At 56.1% G+C, this 25,260-nt stretch carries 28 protein-coding genes; 1 reads left to right on the forward strand and 27 read right to left on the reverse strand.

Translation table 11 applies throughout. The features are described from left to right. The 22 genes from B6S09_RS15150 to ribH all read right to left on the reverse strand — a co-directional run. Positions 1-550 (reverse strand): IS3 family transposase (locus B6S09_RS15150; protein ID WP_141201992.1); only part of this gene is annotated, 550 nt, incomplete at its 3' end. After that, positions 502-843 (reverse strand): transposase, encoded by a 342-nt coding sequence (locus tag B6S09_RS15155; protein WP_094279341.1) that lies wholly within the window; start codon positions 841-843, stop codon positions 502-504. The genes B6S09_RS15150 and B6S09_RS15155, both read right to left, overlap by 49 nt. 74 nt (positions 844-917) lie before the next feature. Next, a complete protein-coding gene (locus tag B6S09_RS15160) occupies positions 918-1,313 on the reverse strand; it encodes a hypothetical protein (RefSeq protein ID WP_094279342.1) in 396 nt (131 codons plus the stop codon). 595 nt (positions 1,314-1,908) lie between these two features. Further along, positions 1,909-2,388 carry a group I truncated hemoglobin gene (locus B6S09_RS15165; protein ID WP_208321771.1) on the reverse strand — a complete coding sequence of 160 codons (480 nt, stop codon included), beginning with the start codon at positions 2,386-2,388 and terminating at the stop codon, positions 1,909-1,911. A 109-nt stretch (positions 2,389-2,497) separates the two neighbouring features. Next, positions 2,498-3,340 (reverse strand): F0F1 ATP synthase subunit gamma, encoded by an 843-nt coding sequence (locus B6S09_RS15170; protein WP_094279343.1) that lies wholly within the window; start codon positions 3,338-3,340, stop codon positions 2,498-2,500. Then, positions 3,337-4,815 carry a F0F1 ATP synthase subunit alpha gene (locus B6S09_RS15175; RefSeq protein ID WP_094279344.1) on the reverse strand — a complete coding sequence of 493 codons (1,479 nt, stop codon included), beginning with the start codon at positions 4,813-4,815 and terminating at the stop codon, positions 3,337-3,339. Before B6S09_RS15175 ends, B6S09_RS15170 begins: the two co-directional genes overlap by 4 nt. After that, positions 4,808-5,554, reverse strand: coding sequence for a F0F1 ATP synthase subunit delta (locus B6S09_RS15180; protein ID WP_094279345.1), 747 nt, complete (start codon positions 5,552-5,554; stop codon positions 4,808-4,810). The genes B6S09_RS15175 and B6S09_RS15180 overlap by 8 nt, the downstream gene beginning before the upstream one ends. 32 nt (positions 5,555-5,586) lie before the next feature. Then, a complete protein-coding gene (locus B6S09_RS15185; protein WP_094279346.1) occupies positions 5,587-5,850 on the reverse strand; it encodes an ATP synthase subunit C-like protein in 264 nt (87 codons plus the stop codon). Between the two features lie 4 nt (positions 5,851-5,854). Then, the gene (locus B6S09_RS15190) at positions 5,855-6,535 is read right to left on the reverse strand and encodes a F0F1 ATP synthase subunit A (RefSeq protein ID WP_094279347.1); all 681 of its coding nucleotides are present in this window, start codon (positions 6,533-6,535) and stop codon (positions 5,855-5,857) included. A gap of 4 nt (positions 6,536-6,539) precedes the next feature. Further along, positions 6,540-6,809 (reverse strand): AtpZ/AtpI family protein, encoded by a 270-nt coding sequence (locus B6S09_RS15195; protein ID WP_094279348.1) that lies wholly within the window; start codon positions 6,807-6,809, stop codon positions 6,540-6,542. Beyond that, positions 6,806-7,219, reverse strand: a complete 414-nt coding sequence (locus tag B6S09_RS15200) for a F0F1 ATP synthase subunit delta/epsilon (protein ID WP_094279349.1) — start codon at positions 7,217-7,219, stop codon at positions 6,806-6,808. The genes B6S09_RS15195 and B6S09_RS15200 overlap by 4 nt, the downstream gene beginning before the upstream one ends. After that, the gene (gene atpD / locus B6S09_RS15205) at positions 7,216-8,607 is read right to left on the reverse strand and encodes a F0F1 ATP synthase subunit beta (protein ID WP_094279350.1); all 1,392 of its coding nucleotides are present in this window, start codon (positions 8,605-8,607) and stop codon (positions 7,216-7,218) included. The genes B6S09_RS15200 and atpD overlap by 4 nt, the downstream gene beginning before the upstream one ends. Positions 8,608-8,763: 156 nt before the next feature. Continuing rightward, positions 8,764-10,857, reverse strand: coding sequence for an elongation factor G (fusA, locus tag B6S09_RS15210; protein WP_094279351.1), 2,094 nt, complete (start codon positions 10,855-10,857; stop codon positions 8,764-8,766). 404 nt (positions 10,858-11,261) lie between these two features. Then, positions 11,262-12,599, reverse strand: coding sequence for a hypothetical protein (locus B6S09_RS15215; RefSeq protein WP_094279352.1), 1,338 nt, complete (start codon positions 12,597-12,599; stop codon positions 11,262-11,264). A 262-nt stretch (positions 12,600-12,861) separates the two neighbouring features. Next, on the reverse strand, positions 12,862-13,797 hold the full coding sequence (locus B6S09_RS15220) for an ABC transporter permease (RefSeq protein ID WP_094279353.1): 936 nt from the start codon (positions 13,795-13,797) through the stop codon (positions 12,862-12,864). Positions 13,798-13,801: 4 nt separating this feature from the next. Next, positions 13,802-14,776 carry an ABC transporter permease gene (locus tag B6S09_RS15225; protein ID WP_094279354.1) on the reverse strand — a complete coding sequence of 325 codons (975 nt, stop codon included), beginning with the start codon at positions 14,774-14,776 and terminating at the stop codon, positions 13,802-13,804. Between the two features lie 55 nt (positions 14,777-14,831). Continuing rightward, positions 14,832-16,385, reverse strand: coding sequence for an ABC transporter substrate-binding protein (locus B6S09_RS15230; RefSeq protein ID WP_094279355.1), 1,554 nt, complete (start codon positions 16,383-16,385; stop codon positions 14,832-14,834). Positions 16,386-16,418: 33 nt separating this feature from the next. Continuing rightward, positions 16,419-18,146 (reverse strand): dipeptide ABC transporter ATP-binding protein, encoded by a 1,728-nt coding sequence (locus tag B6S09_RS15235; RefSeq protein ID WP_094279356.1) that lies wholly within the window; start codon positions 18,144-18,146, stop codon positions 16,419-16,421. A gap of 397 nt (positions 18,147-18,543) precedes the next feature. After that, on the reverse strand, positions 18,544-19,023 hold the full coding sequence (pgpA, locus tag B6S09_RS15240) for a phosphatidylglycerophosphatase A (RefSeq protein WP_094279357.1): 480 nt from the start codon (positions 19,021-19,023) through the stop codon (positions 18,544-18,546). Next, positions 19,020-19,988 (reverse strand): thiamine-phosphate kinase, encoded by a 969-nt coding sequence (gene thiL, locus B6S09_RS15245; protein WP_094279358.1) that lies wholly within the window; start codon positions 19,986-19,988, stop codon positions 19,020-19,022. The genes pgpA and thiL overlap by 4 nt, the downstream gene beginning before the upstream one ends. Positions 19,989-20,035: 47 nt before the next feature. Beyond that, a complete protein-coding gene (nusB, locus tag B6S09_RS15250) occupies positions 20,036-20,446 on the reverse strand; it encodes a transcription antitermination factor NusB (RefSeq protein ID WP_094279359.1) in 411 nt (136 codons plus the stop codon). A gap of 13 nt (positions 20,447-20,459) precedes the next feature. After that, positions 20,460-20,927 (reverse strand): 6,7-dimethyl-8-ribityllumazine synthase, encoded by a 468-nt coding sequence (gene ribH, locus B6S09_RS15255; RefSeq protein WP_094279360.1) that lies wholly within the window; start codon positions 20,925-20,927, stop codon positions 20,460-20,462. Between the two features lie 253 nt (positions 20,928-21,180). On the opposite strand from ribH, the gene B6S09_RS15260 reads away from it, so the two are divergent. Continuing rightward, on the forward strand, positions 21,181-22,083 hold the full coding sequence (locus tag B6S09_RS15260) for a DMT family transporter (protein ID WP_094279361.1): 903 nt from the start codon (positions 21,181-21,183) through the stop codon (positions 22,081-22,083). Between the two features lie 413 nt (positions 22,084-22,496). Here the strand turns inward: B6S09_RS15260 and B6S09_RS15265 are convergent, their stop codons facing one another. From B6S09_RS15265 to siaB, 5 genes are read right to left on the reverse strand one after another with little or no spacing between them, the layout of a single operon-like run. Next, positions 22,497-22,844, reverse strand: coding sequence for a HopJ type III effector protein (locus B6S09_RS15265; protein ID WP_094279362.1), 348 nt, complete (start codon positions 22,842-22,844; stop codon positions 22,497-22,499). Positions 22,845-22,852: 8 nt separating this feature from the next. Beyond that, complete coding sequence (locus B6S09_RS15270; RefSeq protein WP_094279363.1) at positions 22,853-23,512, reverse strand: alpha/beta hydrolase; 660 nt, start codon at positions 23,510-23,512, stop codon at positions 22,853-22,855. 23 nt (positions 23,513-23,535) lie between these two features. Further along, positions 23,536-24,324: a biofilm regulation diguanylate cyclase SiaD gene (siaD, locus tag B6S09_RS15275; protein ID WP_094279364.1), complete on the reverse strand. Its 789-nt coding sequence runs from the start codon at positions 24,322-24,324 to the stop codon at positions 23,536-23,538. Next, positions 24,317-24,691, reverse strand: coding sequence for a biofilm regulation phosphoprotein SiaC (siaC, locus tag B6S09_RS15280; protein WP_094279365.1), 375 nt, complete (start codon positions 24,689-24,691; stop codon positions 24,317-24,319). The genes siaD and siaC overlap by 8 nt, the downstream gene beginning before the upstream one ends. 20 nt (positions 24,692-24,711) lie before the next feature. After that, positions 24,712-25,254 carry a biofilm regulation protein kinase SiaB gene (siaB, locus tag B6S09_RS15285; protein WP_094279366.1) on the reverse strand — a complete coding sequence of 181 codons (543 nt, stop codon included), beginning with the start codon at positions 25,252-25,254 and terminating at the stop codon, positions 24,712-24,714. Positions 25,255-25,260 lie beyond the last annotated feature (6 nt).

Raw genomic sequence — 25,260 nt, forward strand, 5'->3', positions numbered from 1 at the left:
ATGCTTGCGTCAGAGATACCGTTTTACGCTTGCCCAGTGACCATCCCACGACACGGCGAGAATACAGGTCGATGACGGCGGCAAGGTATAGCCAGCGTGAACCGACCCGGATGTAGGTCAGATCCGCAGCCCAATGTTGATTGGGAGCTGTCGGCTTTGGCAGGTCTTTACGTAGATTCACCGACTTCTGATAAAAACGATGCAATCCAGCTACCTTGCGATACACCCGGGCGACGCGCGCTTTCAACCCGGCTTCCCGCATCAGCCGCTCAACACGCTTTCTGCCGACATGAATACCTTGTCGCTTCAGAGCTTGATGAACCCTGGGGCTACCATAGGTTTCTCTGCTTGCGGTGAAAGTCCGTTTTATTTGCTCTATCAGTTCCTCATTGGCCTGGTCACGCCGGCTCATTTTACGTTGTTGCCACGCATAGAAGCCGCTGGCGGACACGTTCAGAAAACGGCACAAACGTCGTACACCATAGTGAAAACGGTGCTGAGCTACAAACCGGAACCGTTCTTGCGTTCCTCCGCGAGAAACCGTTGCCACTTTTTTAGCAGGTCGTTTTCCTCCTTCAGCTCAGCAACCTGTTTTTCCAGGTTACGGATCCGTTCGTTTTCGCTCAGAGCTTTCGGCTTGCTTTCCGCTTTCCTGCGTTTGTCCGCCACGATCTTTCCTTCTCGATACTCTTTGCGCCATCGTGACAACATGAAGGGATGAATGTCCAGAGACTCCGCTACGCCCTTCACACTTCTCCCGCTCAGGTACGTCAGCTTAACGGCTCTGACCTTGAATTCATTCGTGTATTGCCGAGTCTTCTTCTGGTTCTTGTACGCTGGCATTTCTCACCTCGTCTTCGTTTGACTGAGGTGTCCACTAAAACGGGGGAACTACATTGGTCCCTTGCTTGTGCTTGTTATGCGCCGACAACCTCTGGATCTCCGCCTGTGTCAGGTATTAAAACTAAGGGCCCGCACTTATTACAAATTACAGCTAAAACCTGCTTTATCAGGTGATCATGACCTTTTTCAAACCATATTTCTTGTAGCTCATTGTCGCCCGAATAGTTGGTGATGTTGAGCAAAGTCCATAACTCATCTGGCTTTGACTCCGACTCCAACCAAGCCTGCCATGTTGCCCCGACACCATAGTCTCGAATAGTAACTTTGACACCGCTTAGCTCGGCTATCGCATCTTTAACTTCACGGCCAGTCGGGAATCTTGATGGTGTTTTTGGATAGGGCACCTCAAGGGAGTCAAGCCACTCCGTCATTTCATCGTTCAGAGGATACGTTGTCCAAAGTACACCCATTACTCGATTCCCGGTTCCGCATAACAGTTGTATATTGACCCGGCTCAATAACCCGCAGCCAGACACCACATAAAAATTAAGATTAACACTCTGATTTAAAAAACAAAAACAGTGCCCAGCACGCTATTTGCGTGTGTGAATTCAAGACATCTCAATAACTCCGGACACACGTCCTGAATTATTTCAAGACCTGTTTATAAGCATCTGATTTATATACGTTAACTTTTCAGATAACTGCCAATCGAGACATCGGATGAGCAAAAATGAGAACAAAAGTGCTCAAAGTGCGGTTATCACTGGCCGGATACACATAAAAACCACACATTTTGCTAAACGAACAGGCACGCTACCGCCCGGGCGTTACAGGCCGCCGCTCCTGCCACCACAGGGCTGAAAGCATCTATTCTGGCTATCGCCGGCCCGGGTTGCAATTGCAAAAAAGGCGAACAGCGGTGCAAATTGCCAGGCAGGACCAATATGCCGCAGCAGAGCCTGGAGCAGGAACTCCCGCTTAACGGCAAATCATGCCCGGGAGCATAAAACATGCCCCGCACTTGCGGGGCATGGGTAACTCGGAACCATAACGCCGGTCTGCTTACGGAGCCATGACAATCTCGCCCTTGGTAGAGGCAACAATATCCAGCAGCTCCTGTCGCTCACGGGCCGGCACCTGATGCTGGTCGAGCACACCTTCAAACAGGGCAACCATGTGTGCCCATTCCGCTTCGGTAATATTAAGGTGGCCGTGAGCCTCTTTCATTGAGCGGCCCAGGTACTGGCAGGGGCCACCGGTTACGTAGCAGACCTGCGCGGTCACCTGATAGCTGAGATAAGGTGCCGGCGCCCTGGTGCGCGCAGCCTTTACCGCCGGGTTGGCGTTAATTATGTCATCGTCCACCACCACATCAATAAAGTCACTCACCACCACCGAGATCGGCACCAGACCACCAAGGCGCTGATAGAGGGATTCCGTTTGCTCGCCGGCGCTCTCCTGAGCAGAGAGGCTCAGGCAGGTCAGCAGTGCCAGAATGGACAACAACGGGACATGAAGGGATCGCATTGCATGAAACTTCATCGTTAATACTCCTCTGCTGGAGTTTAAGAAGGCGGACACTCATGCGGGCGTTCGTCGTGCGGGTGTTCTTGTTAAGCATAGTGCGCTCAACGCTATTAATACTCAGCAATCACTGCCTCCCCCCTTCCAGATTGGCGGCATTCAGCAGGATCACTTCAATTTCTTCGGTGATCTCTTCCTGGCGCAGGGCGTTAAAACGCAGCTTCAGCCGCTCGGCTGCTTCATCCAGGTGATTTACCGCCCCCTCCATATGGGTTACACGCTGATGGTTTTCAGCATACAGCGAGCCACAGAGCATGGCGTGCAGCAGCGCAAACAGATAATGCTCCGAAAGACTCGCCAGCAACGTGACGGGGGCCAGGTTAATCACCGGGGGGAAGGCATTGCCACAGGCCGGAGTGATGCCGGTAAAGGGCGGCAGCAATTGCCGTTGCACCAGCTCGCCGCTGGCGTTGTGATACAAAGCGTGCAACGCGAACGCACCTTCCTGCTTGAGGCTGGTCAGCCCGGTTGTCAGCCGGGTCAGCACCGCGGGAATTTCATCCGCAGTACTGGCCCCCTCAAGGAAAATACCATCGTACTGCTCCTGCTCCAGCAGCATATTCAGCTTGCGCCCCACGGCCACCAGGTGCGGAATTCTCCCCTTATCTTCGTCCAGTACCGGTGGCAGCCGCGCCAGCAGGGCATGATTGAAATCGCCGCAAAAACCCCGTTCGCTGCCCACCAGCAACATGACCGAGGCAGAGGGAGCCATGGCTGGCAACACGCCGGGGTAGCCGGCCATCACTCTGGCGGTGGCCCCGGCCATGCTGGTCACCACCGTCTGCTGGGCTTCAATCAGCCGGGCCAGTTTGCGGGTTTCCATGTAGGCCAGGGTTTTCATGGAGTTCATGATCTCCCTTATCTCTCCCAGACTGTGGCGGTGGTGCTCCAGCTCCCGGCGCAGGCTCATCCCCCGGGCTCCCTGAAAACGGCCTTCACCAGCGCCTGCCACTGTTCACGCGGACTGTCGAGGGTGAGCTCGCCACCTTCAACCACCTGCAGCAGGGCGGCCAGCCGCTCCCGGGCCTGCTCCGGCCCGGTATGGTCGAACGTACCGTCGTTAAAAGCTACCAGCCAGGCCATCTGAGCTGTTACCGGCAAGGGAGAAAGCCTCTCCTGCTTGAGAATTTCCCGCAATATCCGTCCCCGGTGAATGGCCGCTTCCATCGAGGCCTCCAGCCGGGCACCAAAGCGGGTAAACACTTCCAGCTCCATAAACTGCAGATAATCGAGCTTCATGCGTCCGGCCTCCTGCTTGATGCAGGCATGCTGGGCCTGGCCGCCAATGCGCGACACCGAACGGCCAATGTCGATAGCCGGGCGAAAACCGCCGGCAAACAGGGTGCGATCCAGATACACCTGGCCGTCGGTAATGGATATCAGGTTAGTAGGAATGTAAGCGGCAATTTCGCCAAGTTGGGTTTCAATCACCGGCAGTGCCGTCATGCTGCCGCCGCCATAAGCGGCATTGAGGCAGGTGGCCCGCTCCAGCAGCCGGGCATGCACCGAAAAAATGTCACCGGGAAAGGCTTCCCGCCCCGGTGGCCGGCGCAGCAACAGCGACAACTCCCGGTAGGTTTTGGCATGGCTGGAAAGATCGTCATACACCACCAGCACATCCCTGCCCTGCTGCATCCAGTATTCGGCCAGGGCGCAACCGGCAAAGGGAGCCAGGTGTTGCAGGCCGGGCAACGCACTGGCTTCCGCCACCACCACCACGGTGTAATCCAGGGCACCCTGCTCCCGCAATATTTCAATGGTGTTCACCACGGTAGATCGCTTCTGGCCGATCAGCACATACACGCAGTAAACATTCTGCTCCCGCTGATTAATCACCGTGTCCAGCGCCAGCGAGCTGCGTCCCAGCCCTTCATCACCAATCAGCAACTGACGCTGACCCCGGCCGATGGGGATCATGGTGTCGATAATTTTAATGCCGGTATACAGCGGCTGGTGTACAAACTCCCGGGCAATAATCGGGGGGGACGGCGGTTCAAGGGGCTGACGCCGGGTGTTGCCCGGCGGCGGACGGTCGTCCTGCGGCACCCCCAGCGGATCCACAATACGCCCCAGCAGTTCATCGCCGGCGGCAATGCTCAGGGTATGCCCGCTGCCCCGCACGCCAATGCCGGCGGTCAGCGCCGGTGTATCACTCAGCAGCACGGCACCAATCATGCTGTCGGTAATGTCGAATACCATGGCCCGGCTGCCGTCGGCAAACAGCAGCAGTTCATCAATGGCCGCCGAAGACAACCCGGCTACCCAGGCGATGCCGTCACCTACCGAGACCACCCGGCCCAGCTCATTAACCCGGAGTGCGGGGCGGTAATGGCGCAGCCAGCGTGCCTGCCGCTCCAGCAGGGAGTGATTGGGGAAATCATTCATGGCGGGCCAGCTCCGCAAAGCCGTGCAGTTCGTCCTGCACATTGGCCCCCAGCTGCCAGGCACCTACGGTAATACGCACGCCTGCCAGCAGGGCCGGTTCGGTATCAAAACGAAGGGACGTTCCGGCGGGCAGCAGCCCGTTCAGGGCCAGCTCCAGCGCCTGACGCTGCTCAGCGGAGAGCGGCAGCGCGCTGTGGACTAGCGCATCCCCTTTGCTCTCACCGTATTGCTGGCGAATGGCTTTGGCTGTTTCGGGCGGAAGTTCGTTCAGTTCATCCAGCAGCAACTGCAGCAGCCGGCACTGGGTGTCAGCTCCGGCTCCCAGCCGCAGCAGCCTGGCAGCAAAGGCCGCCCCCTGCTGCAGAGCGGTCACCTCCATGGTGCGCCGGGCTTCTGCCAGCCGCCGGGCATCGGCAACCTCAGCCCGCTGACGGGCGGCGGCCAGCTCGGCTTCCAGCTTTTGCAGGCACTCGTGACGTTTCGCCTCCATTTCACTGTTCAGCGTATCCCGTGCGGCCTGGCGCTCCTGCTCCCACGCATCCAGCCGCCCTTCGTATTGCCGGCGCATATTGGCAGCTTCGGTTTTCAGGGTGCCGGCTTCGCTCAGCGTCCTGTCAATGGCGGCTTTCCGGCGGGCGATGATATCGAGCACCGGCCGGTACAGAAAATGTTTGAGGATCCACACCAGCACCACAAAATTGACGATCTCAAGAATAAAGGTGCTCCAGCTCACTTCCATGGGCTCGCCTCCTGCGCATGACTACCTGGCCATTACGGCAGCACATATTCCAGCAGCGGGTTGCGGAACATAATGATCAGCACCACTACCAGTACATAAATGGCCAGGGATTCAATCATCGCCAGGCCAATAAACAGGGTACGCATAATGGCTTTTTCCGCCTCGGGCTGGCGGGCCAGGGCATCCAGGGCACGGCTGATGGCCATGCCCATGGCAATGGCAGGCATCATCACTCCCAGGGCAATGCCAATGGCCGCCACCAGGGTAGACGCCAGGCTAAAGGTACTCACATCCATGGGCTTACTCCTCGGCTTGTAAGGATGGTCTGGACTGAATGCTGCCGGCCACGTAGATCAGCGCCAGCATGCCAAAAATATAGGCCTGAACCAGCGCCTCTATCACGTGCAACATCAGGATCGGCACCGGAGCCAGAAAGCCGGCCACCATCAAAATCAGCAGCGCCGCCATTTCCAGGCTCATCATGTTGCCAAACAGCCGCACCGCCAGCGCCACGGTACGGGTAAGCTCACTAATGATATGAAACGGCAGCAATATCGGACTGGGGGCCAGATAGTGGCGTAAATAGCCCAGCCCGCTGATACGAATGGCAACCCAATGAGTGAACACAAACACCAACAGCGCCAGGGCAGCGGTAGCCGACAGATCCCGGGTGGGCGAATGCACCCCCGGGATCAAACTGCACAGGTTGGCCACCACCAGAAAAATCCACAAGGTGCCAACAAAAGGCAGCAACACCCGGTAATGCTTTGGCTCCACCTCTGCAATGGCCGCTTCCATGACCGACACCACGCCTTCCAGGGCGGTTTGCAGCGGCCCGGGTTCCAGTCTCAGCCGGCGCGACATCAGCCAGGCGGCCAGTGCCAGCACCGCCATAATCACCCATGTGGTGATCACGGTGCCGGTAATGGCCAGTGGCCCCAGGGTCAATACCGGCTCAATGGCAAGTTCATTCGCGGCCATAGGCTCACCTTGTGATAAAGAGATAAATGTTCACTGCCCCCATCACCACGCCCAGCACTATCAGGCTTACGGTCCAGCGTACCGAGTAGCCTTCCGCCAGGCCGTCAAGCCAGTGCCCCAGAAAAGCACCGGCCACCACTGGCAGCACCATCAGCAGCCCCACCGTGCCCATGTAAATGGTCTGCCCCAGCAGGGTGGGCCTGTCGCGTTCGGCCTGCTTCATGCGTCTGGCCTGGCGCTCCACCCGCTTGCGCAGATCCTTATGCTCGTTCATGGCAGCGGACCTCCTCCGTGCCGGCTCAGCTCCCACATGCGCTGCAGGCATTCGTCTTCCAGCCGGCGCAGGCTTTCCTTCATGCCGTGCAGGGCTTCTTCTTCCGCCAGCAGCCGTTGCTGCAAAGCTTCACTGATGCGCTGATAGTCGTCATCCATCAGATAACGCCGGGTGCTCAGCGTCAGTACATTGTGCTCAAAAAGCAGCACCGCACCGGGCAGTGCCAGGTAATGCCAGAGCTCCTCGCCGGTACGAAACCGGGCCAGCCCCACGGCCAGTACGGTCACCATGGGGGCATGGTGTGCCAGCAACGAAAAACTGCCGGAGTCGTCTTCCCCCACAAAACCGGTGACGTCCTCAAAGGTCTCGTCGTGACTGGCGTCCTGTACTATCAGGGTAAAGGGAGTCATGCCGCACCAGCCGGCATGGTGCCACGCATATAGCAGCTGGCCTCGGGCACCTCGTCAAAGCGACCGAGTAAAAAACCTTCACAGTCGTCAATGGTGCCGGCCACCGGCACGGTGACGCCGTCGATACCGGTGTGGGTCGACGCCGCCCAGAACGGCTGGGTCAGATAGTGCTGCAGGCGACGTGCCCGGGTTACCACCAGCCGGTCCCGGTTCGACAATTCTTCCACCCCCAGCATGGTGATAATGTCTTCCAGCTCCCGGTAGCGGGCCAGGTGCTCGCGAACCCCTTCGGCTATGTCGTAGTGACGCGCCCCGAGCGTATGGCGGTCCATCAGCCGGCTGCTCGACTGCAAGGGATCAACGGCAGGATAAATACCCTTGCCCGCCTGCTCCCGGGACAGAATCACCGTGGTGTCGAGATGGCTGAGAATGGCGGTCACCGCCGGATCCGTCATGTCGTCGGCAGGTACATACACCGCCTGTACCGAGGTAATGGCACCGTGGGCGGTGGACAGAATGCGATCTTCCAGCTCTGCCACCTCGGTGATCAAGGTGGGCTGATAACCCACGGTGGCGGGCATACGTCCGAGCAGGCTGGACACCTCGCTGCCCGCCTGGACAAAACGGAACACGTTGTCCATTACGAACAGCACTTCCTTTTGCATGACGTCACGCAAATATTCGGCATAGGTCAGCGCTGCCAGCCCTACGCGAAAGCGTACGCCGGAAGGCTCATCCATCTGGCCAAACATCATCATGGTTTGCGGCAGCACACCGGCATGACGGAGCTCATGCCAGAGCTCGTGTCCCTCGCGAATCCGCTCGCCCACCCCGGCAAACACCGATACCCCCTGATGCAGGGTAGCCACGGCGTGCATAAACTCCATAATCAGTACGGTTTTCCCTACCCCGGCACCGCCAAACAGGCCGGTTTTACCGCCTTTGACGAAAGGACACAGCAAGTCGATCACCTTGATGCCGGTAGGCAGCACCTCGCCCACTCCCACCGATTCGGTAAGGGGCGGCAGGTGCTGATGAATATTACGGTAGTCGTCGGCAGGAAGTGGCTCGCCACCGTCCAGGGGCTCACCAAAGGTATTAAGCAATCGCCCCAGGCATAGCGGCGACACCGGCACATGCAGGGGAGCGCCGGTGTCGAAGACGGCCATCCCCCGATGCAGACCGCTGCTGCGATGCAGGGTCACCGCACGTACATGATGCTCATCGAGATGCTGGTGCACCTCAAACAGACAGTTTTCCCGGCCAATGCAGGCGTACAACGCCTGACGCAGCGGCGGCAAGCGCTCGCAGGCCACCACTGCCACAGGCCCGTGCACCTCGGTAATAAATCCCAGGGGATCCGGCTGAGTAATTTGTGACACTGCCATTCATGGCTCCTGCTGGTTCGGCCCGGATTTTCCGGACAACTCTTATCAGTCTGGACAGCAGGGTGAAAACCGTCCATTTCGGCAAGAAAACAGCAGGCATAAAAAAACCGCTGCCGGAGCAGCGGTTTTTATCGAAGTAACCGGGGTTAGCCGAACTTACTTCTTGGCTTCAGCAGCCTTGCGCTCTTTCACCTGAGCTACCACTTTCTCGGACACGTTGGCCGGGCAAGGAGCGTAGTGAGAGAATTCCATGGAGAACTGGCCACGGCCAGAAGTCATGGTACGCAGAGAACCGATGTAACCGAACATTTCGGACAGGGGTACGTCAGCCTTGATACGTACACCGGTCACGCCAGCGTTCTGATCCTTGATCATACCGCGACGACGGTTCAGGTCACCGATAACGTCACCCACGTGATCTTCCGGAGTGAACACGTCAACCTTCATGATCGGCTCCAGCAGCTGCGGGCTGGCCTTCGGCAGAGACTGACGGAAGGCACCCTTGGCGGCGATTTCGAACGCGATGGCAGAGGAGTCAACCGCGTGGTAGGCACCGTCGATCAGTTCGAACTCGATGTCCAGCACCGGGAAGCCGGCGATGGTACCGGTGTTCATCATGCTGGCAATACCCTTTTCAATGGCAGGCCAGAATTCCTTCGGTACGTTACCACCCACTACGGAAGACTTGAACACCAGACCGGTGTTCGGCTCACCCGGACGGATGATGTAGTCAATTTTACCGTACTGACCGGAACCACCAGACTGCTTCTTGTGGGTGTAGCTGTCTTCTACCTGAGCGGTGATGGTTTCGCGGTAGGCTACCTGCGGCTCACCTACAGTCAGCTCAACGCCGTAGGTACGCTTCAGGATGTCTACCTTGATGTCCAGGTGCAGTTCACCCATGCCTTTCAGGATGGTTTCACCGGAATCTTCGTCGGTTTCAACGCGGAAAGACGGATCTTCGGCAACCATTTTACCGATGGCCACGCCCATCTTCTCGGAACCGCCTTTGTCTTTCGGCGCAACAGCGATGGAGATTACCGGCTCGGGGAACACCATGGCTTCCAGGGTGCAGGGGTGCTTCACGTCACACAGGGTGTGACCGGTCTGCACGTTCTTCATGCCGATGATGGCGATGATGTCACCCGCCTGGGCAGAATCCAGCTCAGTACGCTCGTCAGCCTGCATTTCTACCATGCGGCCGATACGCTCGGTCTTGCCGGTAGCGCTGTTCAGGATGGTATCACCCTTCTTCAGACGGCCGGAGTAAATACGAACGAAGGTCAGGGCACCGAAACGGTCGTCCATGATCTTGAACGCCAGCGCTTTCAGCGGGGCGTCGGCGTCAACAATGGCGAACTCGCCGGTCTCGTTGCCTTCTTCGTCGGTCAGCGGCTGCGGATCAACTTCGGTCGGGCTCGGCAGGTAATCGTTCACGGCGTCCAGCACCAGCTGCATGCCCTTGTTCTTGAACGCAGAGCCACAGTAAGCCGGGAAGATGGCCATGGTGCGGGTACCCTTACGGATACAACGCTTGATGTCTTCGATGGAGGGCTCTTCACCTTCCATGTAGGCTTCCATCAGGTCGTCGTCTTGCTCAACGGCGCTTTCAACCAGCATTTCGCGGTATTCTTCAACCTGATCAACCATGTCGGCCGGTACGTCTTCAACAACGTAGTTGTCGGCATCACCGGAGTCGTCCCAGATGTAGGCCTTACGGGTCAGCAGGTCAACCACACCCTTGAACTCGTCTTCACGACCGATGGGCAGTACCATGACTACCGGGTTGGCGGCCAGTACGTCGCGGGTCTGCTGAACTACGCGCAGGAAGTCGGCACCCAGACGGTCCAGCTTGTTCACGAAGATGATACGGGCAACGCCGGATTCGTTGGCATAGCGCCAGTTGGTTTCGGACTGGGGCTCAACGCCGCCGGAACCACAGAATACGCCGATACCGCCGTCCAGTACTTTCAGTGAACGGTATACTTCAACGGTAAAGTCAACGTGTCCGGGAGTGTCGATAACGTTGAAACGGTGACCTTTCCAGAAGCAGCTTACAGCAGCAGACTGGATGGTAATACCACGCTCAGCTTCCTGCTCCATGAAGTCAGTGGTGGATTCACCGTCGTGGGTTTCGCCCGCTTTGTGAATTTTACCGGTCAGCTTGAGGATACGTTCGGTAGTGGTGGTCTTACCCGCGTCAACGTGAGCAAAAATACCGATGTTTCTGTAATGTGATAAGTCAGACATGATGCAACTTTATATGGTTGATTAAAGAAGTAGACGGAGCATGCGAAAGAGTACCAGCACACCGCACCTCAGATTTCGAGGCGCACATTATGCAGTAGAACCCGCCCCTGCGCAAATAGCCAGAGCGGGTTTGCGTGTGTTTTTTGTGCAGAATACTCTTTACACTCCGGCCCCGCATTTTCTGCCACACTTTCCTTGCCATACCGCACCTTCAGCAAGTGTCGGCGGCCAGACCAGTGCATTCAGATACCGCCGTTGGCGACCTTGTAATACACCCAGCCAAACAGGCCGGCAAAGATCACCACGGTCAGCAACACCTTAAGCCAGATAAATTTCACGTTTATCTCCTGCAGGCTCCAACACAGCCCGATCTTCAGAACAGGATTGTGACACCCCAGACAGGGTTATACCAGCCCGAGCAAGCCGGCAAGCACAAAAATTGCCGCAACGACCAGCACCGACATCGTCACCGCATACCCTAGGTTCCAGCGCATAATACGGAACGAGTCCAGTCCGTATCGCCCCTGAAACGCCAGATTAATCCCCGACAGCGGCCCGGTGGAAGTACCCACCGCCCAGGACGATAAAAACACCAGCGCCAGTAAAGTATGGTTGGGCTCAAGCGGCATTAACAGCGCTCCTGCCAGCGAAATGCAGATAATGGGATGAATGCCGAGCAGCGACAGCACGATAGTAGCCAGATAAGTCAGGCTTGCCTCCCAGGCGCCAAAGTGAGTCAGTGGCAGGCTGCCCCCCAGGCTGGCAAACAGAACCTCCAGACCATATCCCAGCACGCCGGCCGCCAGGAACAGCACCAGCTCGTTGCCCATTTGTGGCAACCGGTTTTTTATCAGTCCGCCCACCGAGGCGACAGGTTGTTGCCGTTTAAGGGCAAGAATAACCAGAGTCAGTGCCGGTGCCATCAAGGTGATCACTGCCAGAATGGATAAGGCCGGCTGCCACTGATGTAATGCCAGTACTGCTGCTGCCAGCAACCCCGGTAACAGTAAACCACCGGCGTGCAGCGGGTAGCCGGTAAAATCACTGACCGGTGCATTGTCTTCATTTACCGGCTGATAACTTAACTGCCAGCCGGTCAGTAACAAGCTGCATAACGCCAGCGGCATGCTGACCAGCCATAACGTAGCCAGCCGGGCCTCCGGGGCCACACTCAGTGAGACCGCCATGGCGGCAAAAAACGGTGACCAGAATGCCGCTGCGGTAAAGCCACGGATCAATACCAGTGCCTGTTCCCGGGTCACGCTGCCGCGCTTTGCCAGTCGATCACCGATAATAAATACCGACGACAGATTAATCACCGAGCCAAACAGATGGACTGCCGCCAGAGTGGACGCCAGCGCTTTTTTACCTTTGGGCGCACGCCCGTCTTCAGTTTGCGGCCGGCTTACCAGGCTTAAAAAACTGACCGCCACCAGCATGGAGAGCAGGCCGCTGTTGCCGGCTACCAAACGCTGCGCATCAATGCTGGCCCCCTGCCCCGCACTCCAGAGCAGGCAGCCTCCCCCCACCAGCAACAATACCAGTGCCTGTGTGCGGTTACGTTTGGCCAGCCCCGGCCACAGCAACGCCGCCGCACACCAGTACGCCAGCCCCGCCCAGTGTGGTGCCAGTGGCAGCCCCAGCAGACCGGCGGCAATCATCATCATGGCCGCCAGAGTAAGTACTCCGGCCAGTTGCCGGCGCAAAAGCGGAGAAAACAGCGAAAACAGGGCAGCGAGCAAGGTAAGCTCCGGACAAAGTGTGAATATGGAGAAGGATCATAACCATAAACACCGCGAGCTGTAAGCCGTCAGCTGTCAGCTGTAAGCAGGTGTTGTTTACCGATGCCGCTTTAGCTGGCGCAGAGCTATCGGTGACATCTGCAGCATGGATTCCGGATCAAGTCCGGAATGACAAACACAAAAAAGCCGGCAGGTACAACACAGTGCCTGCCGGCCATAACGAACAAACTTATCGCTTAAAGCTGACGGCTTACAGCCTGTTTTACCCCTTGTAAATTTTCGGGTTAAACACATCCCGCAGCCAGTCACCGAGCAGATTTATCACCAGTACCAGCACCACCAGATACATGCCGGGGAAGGCAGTAATCCACCAGGAGCCGGAAAAAATGTAATTAAACCCCATGCTGATCAGTGAGCCCAGTGAGGGCTTGTCTACCGGCATGCCAAGACCAAGGAAAGACAATGCGGCCTCACTCATGATGGCATTGGCCACCTGCACGGTAGAAATCACCAGAATCGGCGACAGGCAATTGGGCAGAATATGGCGGAACATAATCCGCACGGACTTAAAGCCCATGACCCTGGCAGCCTCCACATATTCTTTTTTCTTCTCCGCCAGCACGGTAGCGCGAATGGTACGGGCATACTGTGGCCATTCGGCCAGACCGATAATCACCACCAGCATCAGCACTGCATACTGAGCATAAAAGTCACTGCCCAACGTGGCCTGAAACACCGCCGACACAATAATGGCGACCATCATGGTGGAGAAGGACAACTGCACATCGGCAATACGCATCAGAAAGTTATCGATACGACCGCCAAAATAACCGGCGCTTAGCCCCACCACAATCCCGATAGCCAGTTGCAGTGCCACCGCCCCCAGACCAATGATCAGCGAGACTCTGGAGCCATAGAGAATCGTGCTGAGAATGTCCCGCCCCTGCACATCCGTACCCAGCAGAAAACGCTCATCTCCCATGTCCTGCCAGCTTGGCGGCAGTTCTGAGTCAAGAATATCAATCGTGGCCAGATCATAGGGATTATGCGGAGCAATCAGCGGTGACAGAAAAGCCGCCGCTACCAGCGCCACAAACACCGCAAAGCTGAACATGGCGACCTTGTCGCGCAGAAAATAATAAAGAAAGTCCGACTGGCGAAAACGGGCCCAGCGGCTTTGAGAAAGTTCGGAACTCATCGGCTTATCCCTTTGCTGCCAGGTTAACAGTGGGGTTTACCAGGCCGTAGATCAAATCAACGACGGTGTTGGTCACCACAAAGATAAAGCCCACAAAAATCACATACGTTGTGATAAGCGGCGTATCCACCCGGGTAATGGCTTCCAGAAACAAAAAGCCAATGCCCGGCCACTGAAATACTTTTTCGGTAAGAATGGTGTAGGCCACCATGGTACCGATCTGCACACCACCCACGGTGATCAGCGGCAGCAGGGTATTTTTCAGGGCATGCACAAACCAGATACGGTATTTTCCCAGCCCCTTGGCCCAGGCAAACTTCACATACTCCGAGCTGAGCTGCTCCAGCATCTCCGAGCGCACCAGACGAATAAACAGCGGCAGCATAATGGAAGACAATGCAATGCTCGGCAAAATCAGGTTACGGAACCCTTGCCAGTTGAACAGGCCCGACTGCCAGCCCAGCGGACTGGTAAGCTCCCCCCGGCCATAGGCAGGCAGCCAGCCGAGCTCAATGGAAAATACATACATCAGCAAAATAGCGGTCAGAAATACCGGCACCGATATCCCGACAATACTGGTGCCCATAATCACTCTGGACAGCACAGCTCTGGGCTTGATCGCCGAATACACGCCCAGCGGTATGCTGAGTGCAACAATAAGGATACTGGCGCAGAAGACCAGTTCGAGAGTGGCCGGCAGTTTGTCGAAGATAACTTCCAGTGTCGGCTGCTTAAAGAAATAAGAAGTGCCAAAGTCTCCCTGCAGCGCATTGCCTACAAAGCGACCGTATTTCACCAGAAAAGGATCATTCAGACCCATTTCATCGCGCATCTGCTGACGCACATCTTCCGATACCGACTGACCCACCAGCTCACGCAGGGGATCCCCCAGGTTGTCCTGTATCGAAAAGGCAACCAGGCTGATGACAAACATCACCACCAGGGCCTGGAACACCCGCTTAAGTAAAAAAGTAAACATTCTGTCAGTTCCCACTGTGGGACCGGGGCTTATCCCCGGTCCCTAAGCCCCGGTTTTACTCGATGACCAGATCACCCAGATAAGGGAAGTCCATGGCGTTAACAATGGGCTCGGCCTTCACATTATTGCGGGCACCCCAGGCCAGGTCCTGCCAGTGCAGGGGCACAAAGGCGGCATCGTCATAAAGTATTTTCTCGGCCTTTTGCAGCATGACTTCACGCTTTGCGCCGTCGGTTTCAATATTGGCGGCTTCAATCAGCTGATCCAGCTCCGGGTTGGAATAATGGCCACAGTTGTACTGCCCCCGGCCGGTTTCCTCATTGCGGGTCATGGTGAGGAATTCCGAGAAGTTGGCGGTGTCTTCGGTATCGGCGTGCCAGCCAATCATCAGCATGTCACCGGCACACTTGTCGAATTCGGGCCAGTACTGAGCCACCGGCATGGTCTTGAGCTCCACATCAATGTTGATGCGCGCCAGCATGGCTTTTACCGCTTCGGCAATACGATAGTCGTTCACATAGCGGTTGTTGGGCGCAATCATGCTGATCTTGAAACCATCCTGATAACCGGCTTCCGCCATCAGCGCCTTGGCCTTGTCCAGATCATAGAGAGGCACCAGATCCGGGTTGTGACCTACATAGCCCGCCGGAGCCTGCTGGCCGGCGGTGGTGCCAAAACCACGCATAATGCGCTTGACGATCCCTTCCTGGTTAACGGCATAGTTCACCGCCTGACGTACACGTACGTCCTTGAAAGGCTCAAAACGGTCCTGATTCATCTGGAAGGTAATAATGCGGGTGCCGGGCTCGGTAACCAGTTTTACGCCATCGGCTGACTCAACCCGCTTGTGATCATTGGGCGATACCGGCTTGATAAAGTCCACATCACCCGCCAGCAGGGCTGCTACCCGGGTAGCATCTTCCTTAATCGGCACCAGCGTCATGTTGTTCACATTACCGGGTGAGTTTTTATCCCAGTAATCGGCATTGCGCTCATACTCCACCTTCACCCCTTGCTGACGGAACTTCAGCTTGAACGGGCCCGTACCGGAAGGGTTGGTTGAAGCAAAAGAACTGCCGTGCTTGACCACATCGCCCTTGTTCTTGCCATCCTCGGTGGTGCCGGAGTAGAACTTGCTGTCCATGGGGAACAGATAGGTAACGGTATTCAGTACCAGCGGGAAGGGTCCCTTGGTGATCAGATCCACTGTGTGATCATCCACTTTTTTTGCTTCGGCAAAGGGCTCAAAAATGGCTTTAAAGTCGGGAGATGCTTTCAGGCGGTTCACGGTCCAGACCACATCATCGGCGGTAAAGTCATTCCCGCTGTGAAACTTCACGCCCTGACGCAGATAAAAACGCATGGTGTTCTCATCCACCCGCTCCCACTTTTCGGCAAGACGGGGATCAAAGTTAAAGTCCTTGGTCCAGCGCACCAGGGGATCAAAGATCAGGTGAGACATTTCCAGGGTTGCACCGGAGAGCTGCTCGTGCGGATCCATGGATACCGGGTCAGCATCATAAGCAATGGTGATGTCGGCGGCCTGCACACCAAAAGCAAAACCGGCAGCCACCAGCGTGGCTGTAATCCTGTTGAGTCCTTTTTTCATGTCATGCTCCATTTACTCAGTTAATGATGGCCTTTAAGCCTGTTCCGAAATATCCAGCCCTTCCCGGGACATACCCTTGAACTCGGGCATCAGGGAGATCAGCGACCGACTGTAAGCATCGGTGGCATGCGTAAACAGCTGTTCAGTGGGGGCAACTTCTACCAGCGTACCTTTTTTCATCACCCCGATGCGGTCACACATTTGCCGGATCACCGGCAGATCGTGACTGATAAACAACATGGTCAGTTTCAGCTCCTGCTGCAGATCCTTAAGCAGGTTGAGGATCTGCGCCTGCACCGACACATCCAGCGCCGAAGTCGGCTCATCGCAGATCAGCAGCCGGGGACGGGTGGCCAGCGCCCGGGCAATGGAAATCCGCTGACGCTGTCCACCGGAGAACTCATGAGGAAACTTCACCCCCGCAGCACGGCCCAGGCCCACGTAGTCGAGCAAATCGGCAACAATACCGCGGACCTGGGCATCATCCGACGCCAGCTGATGAAAGCGAATGGGCTCGGCAATGATGTCTTCCACCCGCATGCGCGGGTTGAGGGATGAATAAGGATTCTGAAAAACCATCTGCATCTGCCGGCGTAACGGGCGACGCTCCTGCTCGGTTTTAATGGCGGTAAGCTCAATACCCTCAAACCAGATTTTTCCGGTGTCAGGCGGATACAGACCGGTAATGGAGCGAGCAATGGTGGACTTGCCGGAGCCCGACTCTCCCACCAGACCGAAGGTTTCCCCTTCCAAGATCTCAAAGCTGACATCGTTGGTGGCCTGCAGATATTCCCGCCGCGACGGAAAGATCGAATCCTTGGTTACAAAACGCAGATTACAGTGCTCCACACGCAGCAGGGCACCGTCGTAATCACGCTGATCCTGGCTCTGACCCAGCCAGTGAGTTTTCAGATCCAGGCAGGCCTTCTCTTTGGCGTCTTCAATATAAGACACCAGCGGAAAACGGCGCAGTTTAATGTCGGAACGGGGCACAGCGGAGATAAGGCTGCGGGTATAGGCATGAGACGGGCTCCCCAGCACCTGCCCGGTCGGACCGATTTCCATCAGCTTGCCCCGGTACATCACCGCTACCCGGTCAGTGACATTCGACACCACGCCCATGTCATGGGTCACCAGCATACAGCCGACATTACGCTCCTTGCACAAGCCCCGGATCAAATTGAGGATCTGATCCTGAATGGACACATCCAACGCCGTAGTCGGCTCGTCAGCAATGATCAGCTCCGGATCACAGGACAACGCAATGGCGATCACTACCCGCTGTCGCATGCCGCCGGAAAACTGGTGCGGATATTGTTTGATGCGCAGCTCCGGCTGAGGAATCCCGACCGCATCGAGCAATGAAATGGCTTTTTTACGGGCTTGCTCACGGCTGAGGCCGGTATTCGCCAGCAGGGTCTCAACCATCTGAAATTCCACGGTAAACAGAGGATTCAGTGAGGTCATGGGATCCTGAAAGATAAAACCGATACGCTTGCCCCGCACCGCACGCATCGCGGTGGGAGACAGCTCGGAGATCTTCTGGCCATCCAGGTATACATCGCCGCTGGCGATACGCCCGGGCGGGCTGAGCAAGTCGATCACCGCATTGCCGATGGTCGATTTACCGGCTCCGGACTCACCGACCACGCCCAGTATTTCGCCCTTTTCAATGTTAAACGAAAGATCTTCCACGGCAGCCATGACACCGTGACGGGACGGATACTCAATCCGCAGATGTTTTACTTCCAGTAGCGACATGCTCATCCTTAAACGGGGCTCTCCGTTGTTACCTGCCGACAGCCGGGGGTAAAGTGCCCTTTACTATAGCTTCATCTGGCAACAATCAAGATGATTTCGATTAACACACAATTAACAATAAATGGGATTCTAATATGGTATGGAGCCAAAAAGAAAGACCAATCGAGCAGATCAAGGTCAAAGTTTCAGCATAAATACTTGGTCATTAAAAAAATATGCAGAGTTTATGACTAGATAGATAAGTAAAGACGGGACAACTGAAAATACCAGGAAACAACGGAGCAAGCAGCGACAGGATATACGTAACAGAGAACGCCACCAAGCCTGGTGACGGTCTTTCGCCTGCAGCCACACTACGGTGGCTGCAGGCAAGGTGTGAACGGCTTACGACGCCGGATCAGAAATAAAATGCCAGCCCTTGCAGACAGATCAGCGCGAACAGGCCGGCAATAACGTCATCCAGCATAATACCGAATCCGCCATGCACCCGGCGATCGAACCAGCTGATGGGCCAGGGCTTCACCATGTCGAAAAAGCGGAACAGAACAAAGCCGGCAACGATCCACTGCCAGCCCGCCGGAGCCGCCAGCATGGTTACACCAAAGCCAATAAATTCGTCCCACACGATGGCACCGTGATCATGGCGGCCAATCGCGCGGGTGGCCGCATTGCAGATCTTGATGCCGGCGACAAAACCGAGCACCAGCAAGGCCACGTAAAGCCACAGCGGCAAGCCTGCGATCAGCAGGTAAAACGGAATGGCTGCCAGCGTACCCATGGTGCCCGGCATAACAGGACTCAGCCCCGAGCCAAACCCCAGGGCCAGCAGGTGCAGCGGATTAGACAGCTTCAGTGCTGCCAGCTCGGGCTTTCTCATATTCCGCTCCGGAAGTGATCCCAGCTCCTGGCGTCCAGCTGATAAGGCTTGCCGTCGGCCAGCAGCTCAACGCCGGCCTCACCCGCCACAATACGGCCAATACGGGTAAACTTGACGCCACAATGCGCCAATGCAGTTTCCAGCTGGCCCCGGTGCATTTCAGGTACGGTAAAGCACAGCTCATAATCGTCGCCGCCGGTCAGCGCCAGTTGCCAGGCCTGCTCCTGAGTGACCGAGTCGGTCATCGCTGTGCTCAGCGGCAGCTGTTCCAGCTTGAGCACAGCGCGAACATCAGAGGCAGAGGCAATATGAGCCAGATCTCCCAGCAAACCATCAGACAGATCCAGTGCACTGGATGCGATATCCCGCAGAGCCTGCCCCGCCAGAATACGCGGGTGCGGATGCTCAAACTTGGTTCGCACAAAAGCCTGGTGAAGTTCACTCACGGCAATATTGCCAAGCTGTTGCTGCAGCCCCAGCGCGGCATCACCCAGTGTACCGGTCACGTAGATACCATCGCCAGCCTTGGCCCCGTTGCGACGCAAGGCTTTGCCTTCGGGCAAAGAGCCATGCACGGTCACGGTGATCGACAGTGGTCCTCTGGTCATGTCACCCCCGACCAGCGCCACGTTGTAATATTCAGCCAGTTCAAAAAAGCCTTCACAAAAGCCTTTCAGCCAGGCTTCATCCACCTCCGGCAGGGTCAGCGCCAGCGATACCCAGCACGGATCGGCACCCATTGCCGCCAGATCCGACAGGTTCACCGCCAGTGCCCGGTGGCCAAGCGCCACCGGATCCATATCGGCAAAAAAGTGGATACCCGCTACCAGTGTATCAGTACTGACGGCCAGTAAGGTGTTGGGCGGTATTTGCAACAGAGCGCAATCATCGCCCGGTCCCATGATCACGTCCTTGCGACCACTGTGCCCCGTAAAATATTGTTTTATTATTTCGAACTCATTCATAAAAAATGAAAAGCCAGCGTCAGCTGGCTTTTTCCCGGTGCATCCCGTTATTTTTTTAACTGCTTGACGACCTTGTCGAGCACGCCGTTTACAAACTTGTGACTGTCTTCGGCGGCAAAGGCCTTAGCCAGCTCAATGGCTTCGTTAATCACGACCCGATAAGGCACGTCTTCACGCCGGGTCAGCTCATAGCAGGCCAACCTCAGCACCGCCTTGTCTACCATGTCCAGCTCAGCCAGTGGTCGGGACAGGTAAGAAGAAAAGACACTGTCCAGTTCATTAGCGTGAACCGACACACCAAACAGCAGATCACGGAAATAATCCATGTCCACGCCTTTGGTCTCTTGCTCCAGCGCAAATTGCTCAGCAATGCTGGCCACGTTGTCTTGGGTCATTTGCCACTGATAAATGGCCTGGGTAGCGAGTCGGCGGGCCTTACGGCGTTCAGACGGTTTCAATGCAGTACTCCTCTCAGTCCAGCTGTTGCAGGACGTTAATCATTTCCAGCGCGCTCAGGGCCGCTTCTGCGCCCTTGTTACCCGCCTTGGTGCCGGCGCGCTCGATGGCTTGTTCAATGTTTTCGGTGGTCAGTACGCCAAAAGCGATGGGCACTTCATAGTCCATCATCACACCGGCCATGCCTTTGCTGTTTTCGTTGGCCACCAGATCAAAGTGATAGGTGCCACCGCGAATAACGCAGCCCAAGGCAACAATGGCGTCGTATTTGCCGGTTTTAGCCAGCTTTTTACAGGCCAGGGCAATTTCTACCGCCCCCGGTACCCGCACCAGAGTAATATTATCATCCTTAACCTGCCCCTGACGTTTGAGCACATCCAGAGCACCGGCCACCAGGCTGTCGTTGATAAAGCTGTTGAAGCGGGCGACCACGATGGCTACGTTAGCCTCGGGTGCGGCCATCAGCCCTTCGATTACCTTCATGGGAATCCTTGTTTGCAGAAAAGTGCGCATATTCTAGCACAATCGGCGATTGACAAAAGCTTTCCGCTGCGAGCCTGCCGGTGACCATTCTGAGCGTTTGATGCCACCCTGGTCACAGGGTGAAACATCGCAGTGTGCAAACCTGCACAAATCTCTTACAGTAAGCACTCTCATACCAACCGTCCGGTTGTACGAAGCAACAGCGATTTCACTGCGTTGTCTGCCTTCGCCTTACACTTTTCAAGAGGTATTTATGCTGCCCGAACGGCGCGGTGACCTGCTAATTCTGAGCGCTACTTTGCTGGCTTCAGCCGGCTGGCTGTTTTCCAAGGAAGCGATTACCGCCCTGCCTCCTGCAGGCTTTGTGGGCTGGCGCTTTTTTCTGGCCGCACTCATTTTGCTGCCCTTTTGCCATCGCCAGCTGCGGGCGACCTCCCCAGCCAACCTGCTAAAAGCCGCCGCCATTGGTCTGGTGATGACCTTGAATCTGATCTTCTGGATCCAGGCCGTGATGCACAGTGAAGGCATTGGCGAAGGGGCTTTTATCATGAGCCTGGCCATGCTGATGGTACCACCTCTGGCCTGGCTGATGTTTCGTGAACGGCCCGGCCGCCAGTTCTGGCTGGCTCTGCCCGTTGCCCTGTTCGGTTTGTTTCTGCTGACCTCAGGCAACGGCCTGTCATTGTCGTTAGGACAATTGCTGTTTTTGCTGGCGTCGATCTCACTGGCATTGTATTTCTGCCTGAACAGCCGTTTTGCCCGACGAATAGACCCGATGGCGCTTACCTGTGTGCAACTGGCGGTCACCGGTATTATGCACCTCATTTACTCTGCGCTGTTCGAGCAGTGGCCGGAGCAAATACCGGATTATATCTGGGGCTGGTTTGCTGCAAGCGTACTGCTGGCAACATCACTGCGGTTTTTCTGCCAGAGTGCAGGACAAAAGTTCAGTAATATTGCTAATGCCGCACTGATCATGATGCTGGAACCGGTATGGACCGTGTTAATCAGCGTGTTCTGGTATCACGAGCCCATGCCTCCCCAGAAAATCATGGGCTGTGTACTGATCCTGCTGGCGTTGCTCAGTTTCCGCAGCCGTCCGCTGTATGAATGGTACCGGAACCGTCGCGCCGGGCAGGCATGGCGCAAGAGATAAGACAGGTGCAGAACTGTCATGCCCGTAAAAACGGGCAGATATAGTGCTAGATATAAGGCAGGATGAGAGCCGTCGATACTCAGCATTGACGACACTGTTACGTCTGCAGAGGCGCATGGCCCCCCGCCTGTGCGGAGGTGACGTATTATGAGGCCTCCGCGGTATAGGCCGTCATGCCCACGAAGGTGGGAATCCAGAACGTGGTGCTCAGCATTGACGACACTGTTACGTCTGCAGATACGTATGGCCCCGCGCCTGCGCGGAGGTGACGTATTATAAGGCTTCCGCGGTAAAGGCCGTCATTCCCACGAAGGTGGGAATCCAGAACATGGTGCTCAGCATTGACGACACTGTTACGTCTGCAGATACGCATGGCCCCCGCCTGCGCGGGGGTGACGAGCTTTTAAGTAACCTTACCCCTTGGCGCTCAGTGCATCACCATGAAACTCAATGCCGAGCCAGCCGGTTTTTATAAAATTGCGAATGTTCTGATGATCGTCACCATCAGGGTTGCCGAGCACATCGTCACGATAAAAAGCACCAAAGCAGGACAGGGTTTCCTGCTCATTCAGCCCCTGCAACCGGGCGAAAGCAAACAGTTTGCAGGAGCCATTATTCTGACCCGCCTCGTTATACTGGTCACCATTGGTAAAGGCCACCGGGTGAAATTCGTAGAGGGAATCGACTAACGCCATCACTTCGGCAAATTCAATGGCTTCCGGCGCATCAGCCAGTTTGGTTTGCAGTTCCTTAATGTTCATTTTCTTCCTTACTTCAGTGCCAGACAGCGGCATAAAAAACGGGAAATATCGGCAATTTCTTCGGCACACACAGCATGAGCCATAGGGTAGCGGTGATATTCCGGCAGATAACCGGACTGCTCCAGCTGGCGACATGCGCGCAGGCCCAGTTGCTCGCTGACTACCGCATCCTGCATGCCATGCAGCACCTGCACCGGCAGCTCGCGATTGGCCTCACTAAAGCGGATACTGTCGGCGGTAGCAAAATAGGTGGACATGGCAATCAGGCCGCCGAGCGGCTTATCAAAGCTCAGCGCAGCTTCATAGGCGACGGCTCCCCCCTGGGAGAACCCCGCCAGCACAATACGCCGGCTATCGATACCGGCGGCAATCTGCTGTTCCACCAACCCGGCCACTGCCGCAGCCGAATGGCGCAACTGGCTTTCATCTACCTTACGATCAATATCCATGGCCAGAATGTCGTACCAGGCAGGCATGGCCATACCACCGTTAATGGTGACCGGTATGGCCGGCGCATGGGGAAACACAAAGCGCACTGCCGCACCCGGCGGCAATTTCAGTTCGGGCACAATGGGAGCAAAGTCATGACCATCGGCCCCGAGCCCGTGCAGCCAGATCACGCAGGCATCAGGATTCTCAGCGGTTTCAGTCTGAAGACAGGTCAGCATGGGCGTCTCTTTCTCAAAGTAGCTTATTCGGGTAACTCAGCCATATTCAGCCGGTCACGTCCGCCTTGTTTGGCGGTCATCAATTCACTGTCAGCCCGGCGAATGGTATCTTCCAGTGACTCCTGGCTGCGGTACACCGTCAGGCCGGCACTGACAGTAAGGCGCAGATCCGGGATCGTTTCCAGCCGCAGCCCGCGCACTGCCGTTATTACCCTGCGGAGCAGAGCGCCAGCCTGCTCCAACCCGGTATGCGGCAGCAGCAACATAAATTCTTCACCTCCCCAGCGGGCGCACAGATCCTGCGAACGCAAAGGGGCAGAAATGGTCTCGGCCAGACGACATAACACAGTGTCGCCGGTATCGTGACCGTGGGTGTCGTTGATACGCTTGAAATGATCCACGTCCAGCATGGCCAGGGCAAAGGCAGGCTGGCCACGGCTGCAACGGGCCACTTCCTCCTGTAACCGCTCAGTCAGCTGACGACGGTTGGCCAACCCGGTCAGCGGATCCCGGAGCGCGGCATGGCGCAACTGCTCGTTCAGTTCAATCAGGTTACGCTGATACCGATCCGAAATACGGGTAATTTTATCAAGCCGTTTAAGCTGGCGATCATATTGCTGCAGCAGATCCTGAGTGCGCGAAACCGCAACCCCGTAACTGCTGTCAGAAATACGCAACAAGCGTTCAAGCCGGCTGCGCTGTTCACGATTGCGCTCAGCCAGCGCCGCTACCAATGGCAGCAGCGGGTTATGCTGATGCTCAGGATCCGACAGCAGCTGTTCCAGCTCCTCATCGGAGGGCAGCTCAGCCACGGGCCAGAACCTCAAACGGAAAACTGCAATCTTCCCGGAATTCTTCTGCCAGCTCTTCAACCCGTTCATTTTCAGGGTCGAAAAACCACTGTACCGCCACTGTCTGCTGTTTTTCAAAAGCGGCTTCGAGCATATCAAAAATATCCATCATGGCTTTGACGCTGCTGGTGTTCATATAGACCAGATGCAGCTGTACCTGTAGTGCCTTGTTGCTTTCAAGATACTGTTCAACCCAGGTAATAACATCATAAAAAAACTCAAAGGAGTTTTCCGGATAAGAATCTCCTTTCATGGTTACCGAACCCTGCTCCGGATCGCAAATAATCTCCGGAGTGGAATCGGTACCTGTAATTGTCAGTGTCTTCATTGCCAATTCTGCCTTCATACTTATACCACAGCCAAAATACTTAAAAAGCCACGATTCTCCCCGACTTCCACCAGCCGGGTGGTCATGGGCAATGCCGACTTCCGGGCAATATCCAGCAGTCCAAGACCGGCACCGCTGATCTCATCGCTTTCACGGGGACGGCGCAGCTGGGTTTTATAAGCAGCTTTCAGCTCAGCTTTATCCATAACGGCCAGTTCATCAATAGCTCTGCACACCGCTTCACCATCGGAGAGCTCGACCAGGTTACCGGCCATCACGTTGTAATGACCGTGACTGTCCCGTGCGACCACCACAGTGGCAGAGCCATCATACTCACTGTAATTCATGCGGTTGGCGTAATGGCGGATATTCTGGGTCAGTTCAATATAAACCCCGAACACGTCCATGGCGGCGCCAGGCTGAGCATTATCCGCCTGCAGATAATTACGCAGCGCCTTACCGATTTCTTCTATCAGACTGCGGGTAATCGGTCCGTTAAAACACAGTAATATATGGTTCTGATTAAACTGCTCACGTATCGACAGCAGATCGATGCCGTTCATCGGCTA

It is taken from the genome of Oceanimonas baumannii (genome assembly GCF_002245495.1).
In the GTDB taxonomy this organism is placed as follows: domain Bacteria; phylum Pseudomonadota; class Gammaproteobacteria; order Enterobacterales; family Aeromonadaceae; genus Oceanimonas; species Oceanimonas baumannii.

Bases quoted from the DNA above. Each gene is read 5' to 3' on its own strand.
- B6S09_RS15155 (WP_094279341.1), bottom strand. From the start codon at position 843: ATGCCAGCGTACAAGAACCAGAAGAAGACTCGGCAATACACGAATGAA.
- B6S09_RS15160 (WP_094279342.1), bottom strand. From the start codon at position 1,313: ATGGGTGTACTTTGGACAACGTATCCTCTGAACGATGAAATGACGGAG.
- B6S09_RS15165 (WP_208321771.1), bottom strand. From the start codon at position 2,388: ATGAAGTTTCATGCAATGCGATCCCTTCATGTCCCGTTGTTGTCCATT.
- B6S09_RS15170 (WP_094279343.1), bottom strand. From the start codon at position 3,340: ATGAGCCTGCGCCGGGAGCTGGAGCACCACCGCCACAGTCTGGGAGAG.
- B6S09_RS15175 (WP_094279344.1), bottom strand. From the start codon at position 4,815: ATGAATGATTTCCCCAATCACTCCCTGCTGGAGCGGCAGGCACGCTGG.
- B6S09_RS15180 (WP_094279345.1), bottom strand. From the start codon at position 5,554: ATGGAAGTGAGCTGGAGCACCTTTATTCTTGAGATCGTCAATTTTGTG.
- B6S09_RS15185 (WP_094279346.1), bottom strand. From the start codon at position 5,850: ATGGATGTGAGTACCTTTAGCCTGGCGTCTACCCTGGTGGCGGCCATT.
- B6S09_RS15190 (WP_094279347.1), bottom strand. From the start codon at position 6,535: ATGGCCGCGAATGAACTTGCCATTGAGCCGGTATTGACCCTGGGGCCA.
- B6S09_RS15195 (WP_094279348.1), bottom strand. From the start codon at position 6,809: ATGAACGAGCATAAGGATCTGCGCAAGCGGGTGGAGCGCCAGGCCAGA.
- B6S09_RS15200 (WP_094279349.1), bottom strand. From the start codon at position 7,219: ATGACTCCCTTTACCCTGATAGTACAGGACGCCAGTCACGACGAGACC.
- atpD (WP_094279350.1), bottom strand. From the start codon at position 8,607: ATGGCAGTGTCACAAATTACTCAGCCGGATCCCCTGGGATTTATTACC.
- fusA (WP_094279351.1), bottom strand. From the start codon at position 10,857: ATGTCTGACTTATCACATTACAGAAACATCGGTATTTTTGCTCACGTT.
- B6S09_RS15220 (WP_094279353.1), bottom strand. From the start codon at position 13,797: ATGAGTTCCGAACTTTCTCAAAGCCGCTGGGCCCGTTTTCGCCAGTCG.
- B6S09_RS15225 (WP_094279354.1), bottom strand. From the start codon at position 14,776: ATGTTTACTTTTTTACTTAAGCGGGTGTTCCAGGCCCTGGTGGTGATG.
- B6S09_RS15230 (WP_094279355.1), bottom strand. From the start codon at position 16,385: ATGAAAAAAGGACTCAACAGGATTACAGCCACGCTGGTGGCTGCCGGT.
- B6S09_RS15235 (WP_094279356.1), bottom strand. From the start codon at position 18,146: ATGTCGCTACTGGAAGTAAAACATCTGCGGATTGAGTATCCGTCCCGT.
- pgpA (WP_094279357.1), bottom strand. From the start codon at position 19,023: ATGAGAAAGCCCGAGCTGGCAGCACTGAAGCTGTCTAATCCGCTGCAC.
- thiL (WP_094279358.1), bottom strand. From the start codon at position 19,988: ATGAATGAGTTCGAAATAATAAAACAATATTTTACGGGGCACAGTGGT.
- ribH (WP_094279360.1), bottom strand. From the start codon at position 20,927: ATGAAGGTAATCGAAGGGCTGATGGCCGCACCCGAGGCTAACGTAGCC.
- B6S09_RS15260 (WP_094279361.1), top strand. From the start codon at position 21,181: ATGCTGCCCGAACGGCGCGGTGACCTGCTAATTCTGAGCGCTACTTTG.
- B6S09_RS15265 (WP_094279362.1), bottom strand. From the start codon at position 22,844: ATGAACATTAAGGAACTGCAAACCAAACTGGCTGATGCGCCGGAAGCC.
- B6S09_RS15270 (WP_094279363.1), bottom strand. From the start codon at position 23,512: ATGCTGACCTGTCTTCAGACTGAAACCGCTGAGAATCCTGATGCCTGC.
- siaC (WP_094279365.1), bottom strand. From the start codon at position 24,691: ATGAAGACACTGACAATTACAGGTACCGATTCCACTCCGGAGATTATT.
- siaB (WP_094279366.1), bottom strand. From the start codon at position 25,254: ATGAACGGCATCGATCTGCTGTCGATACGTGAGCAGTTTAATCAGAAC.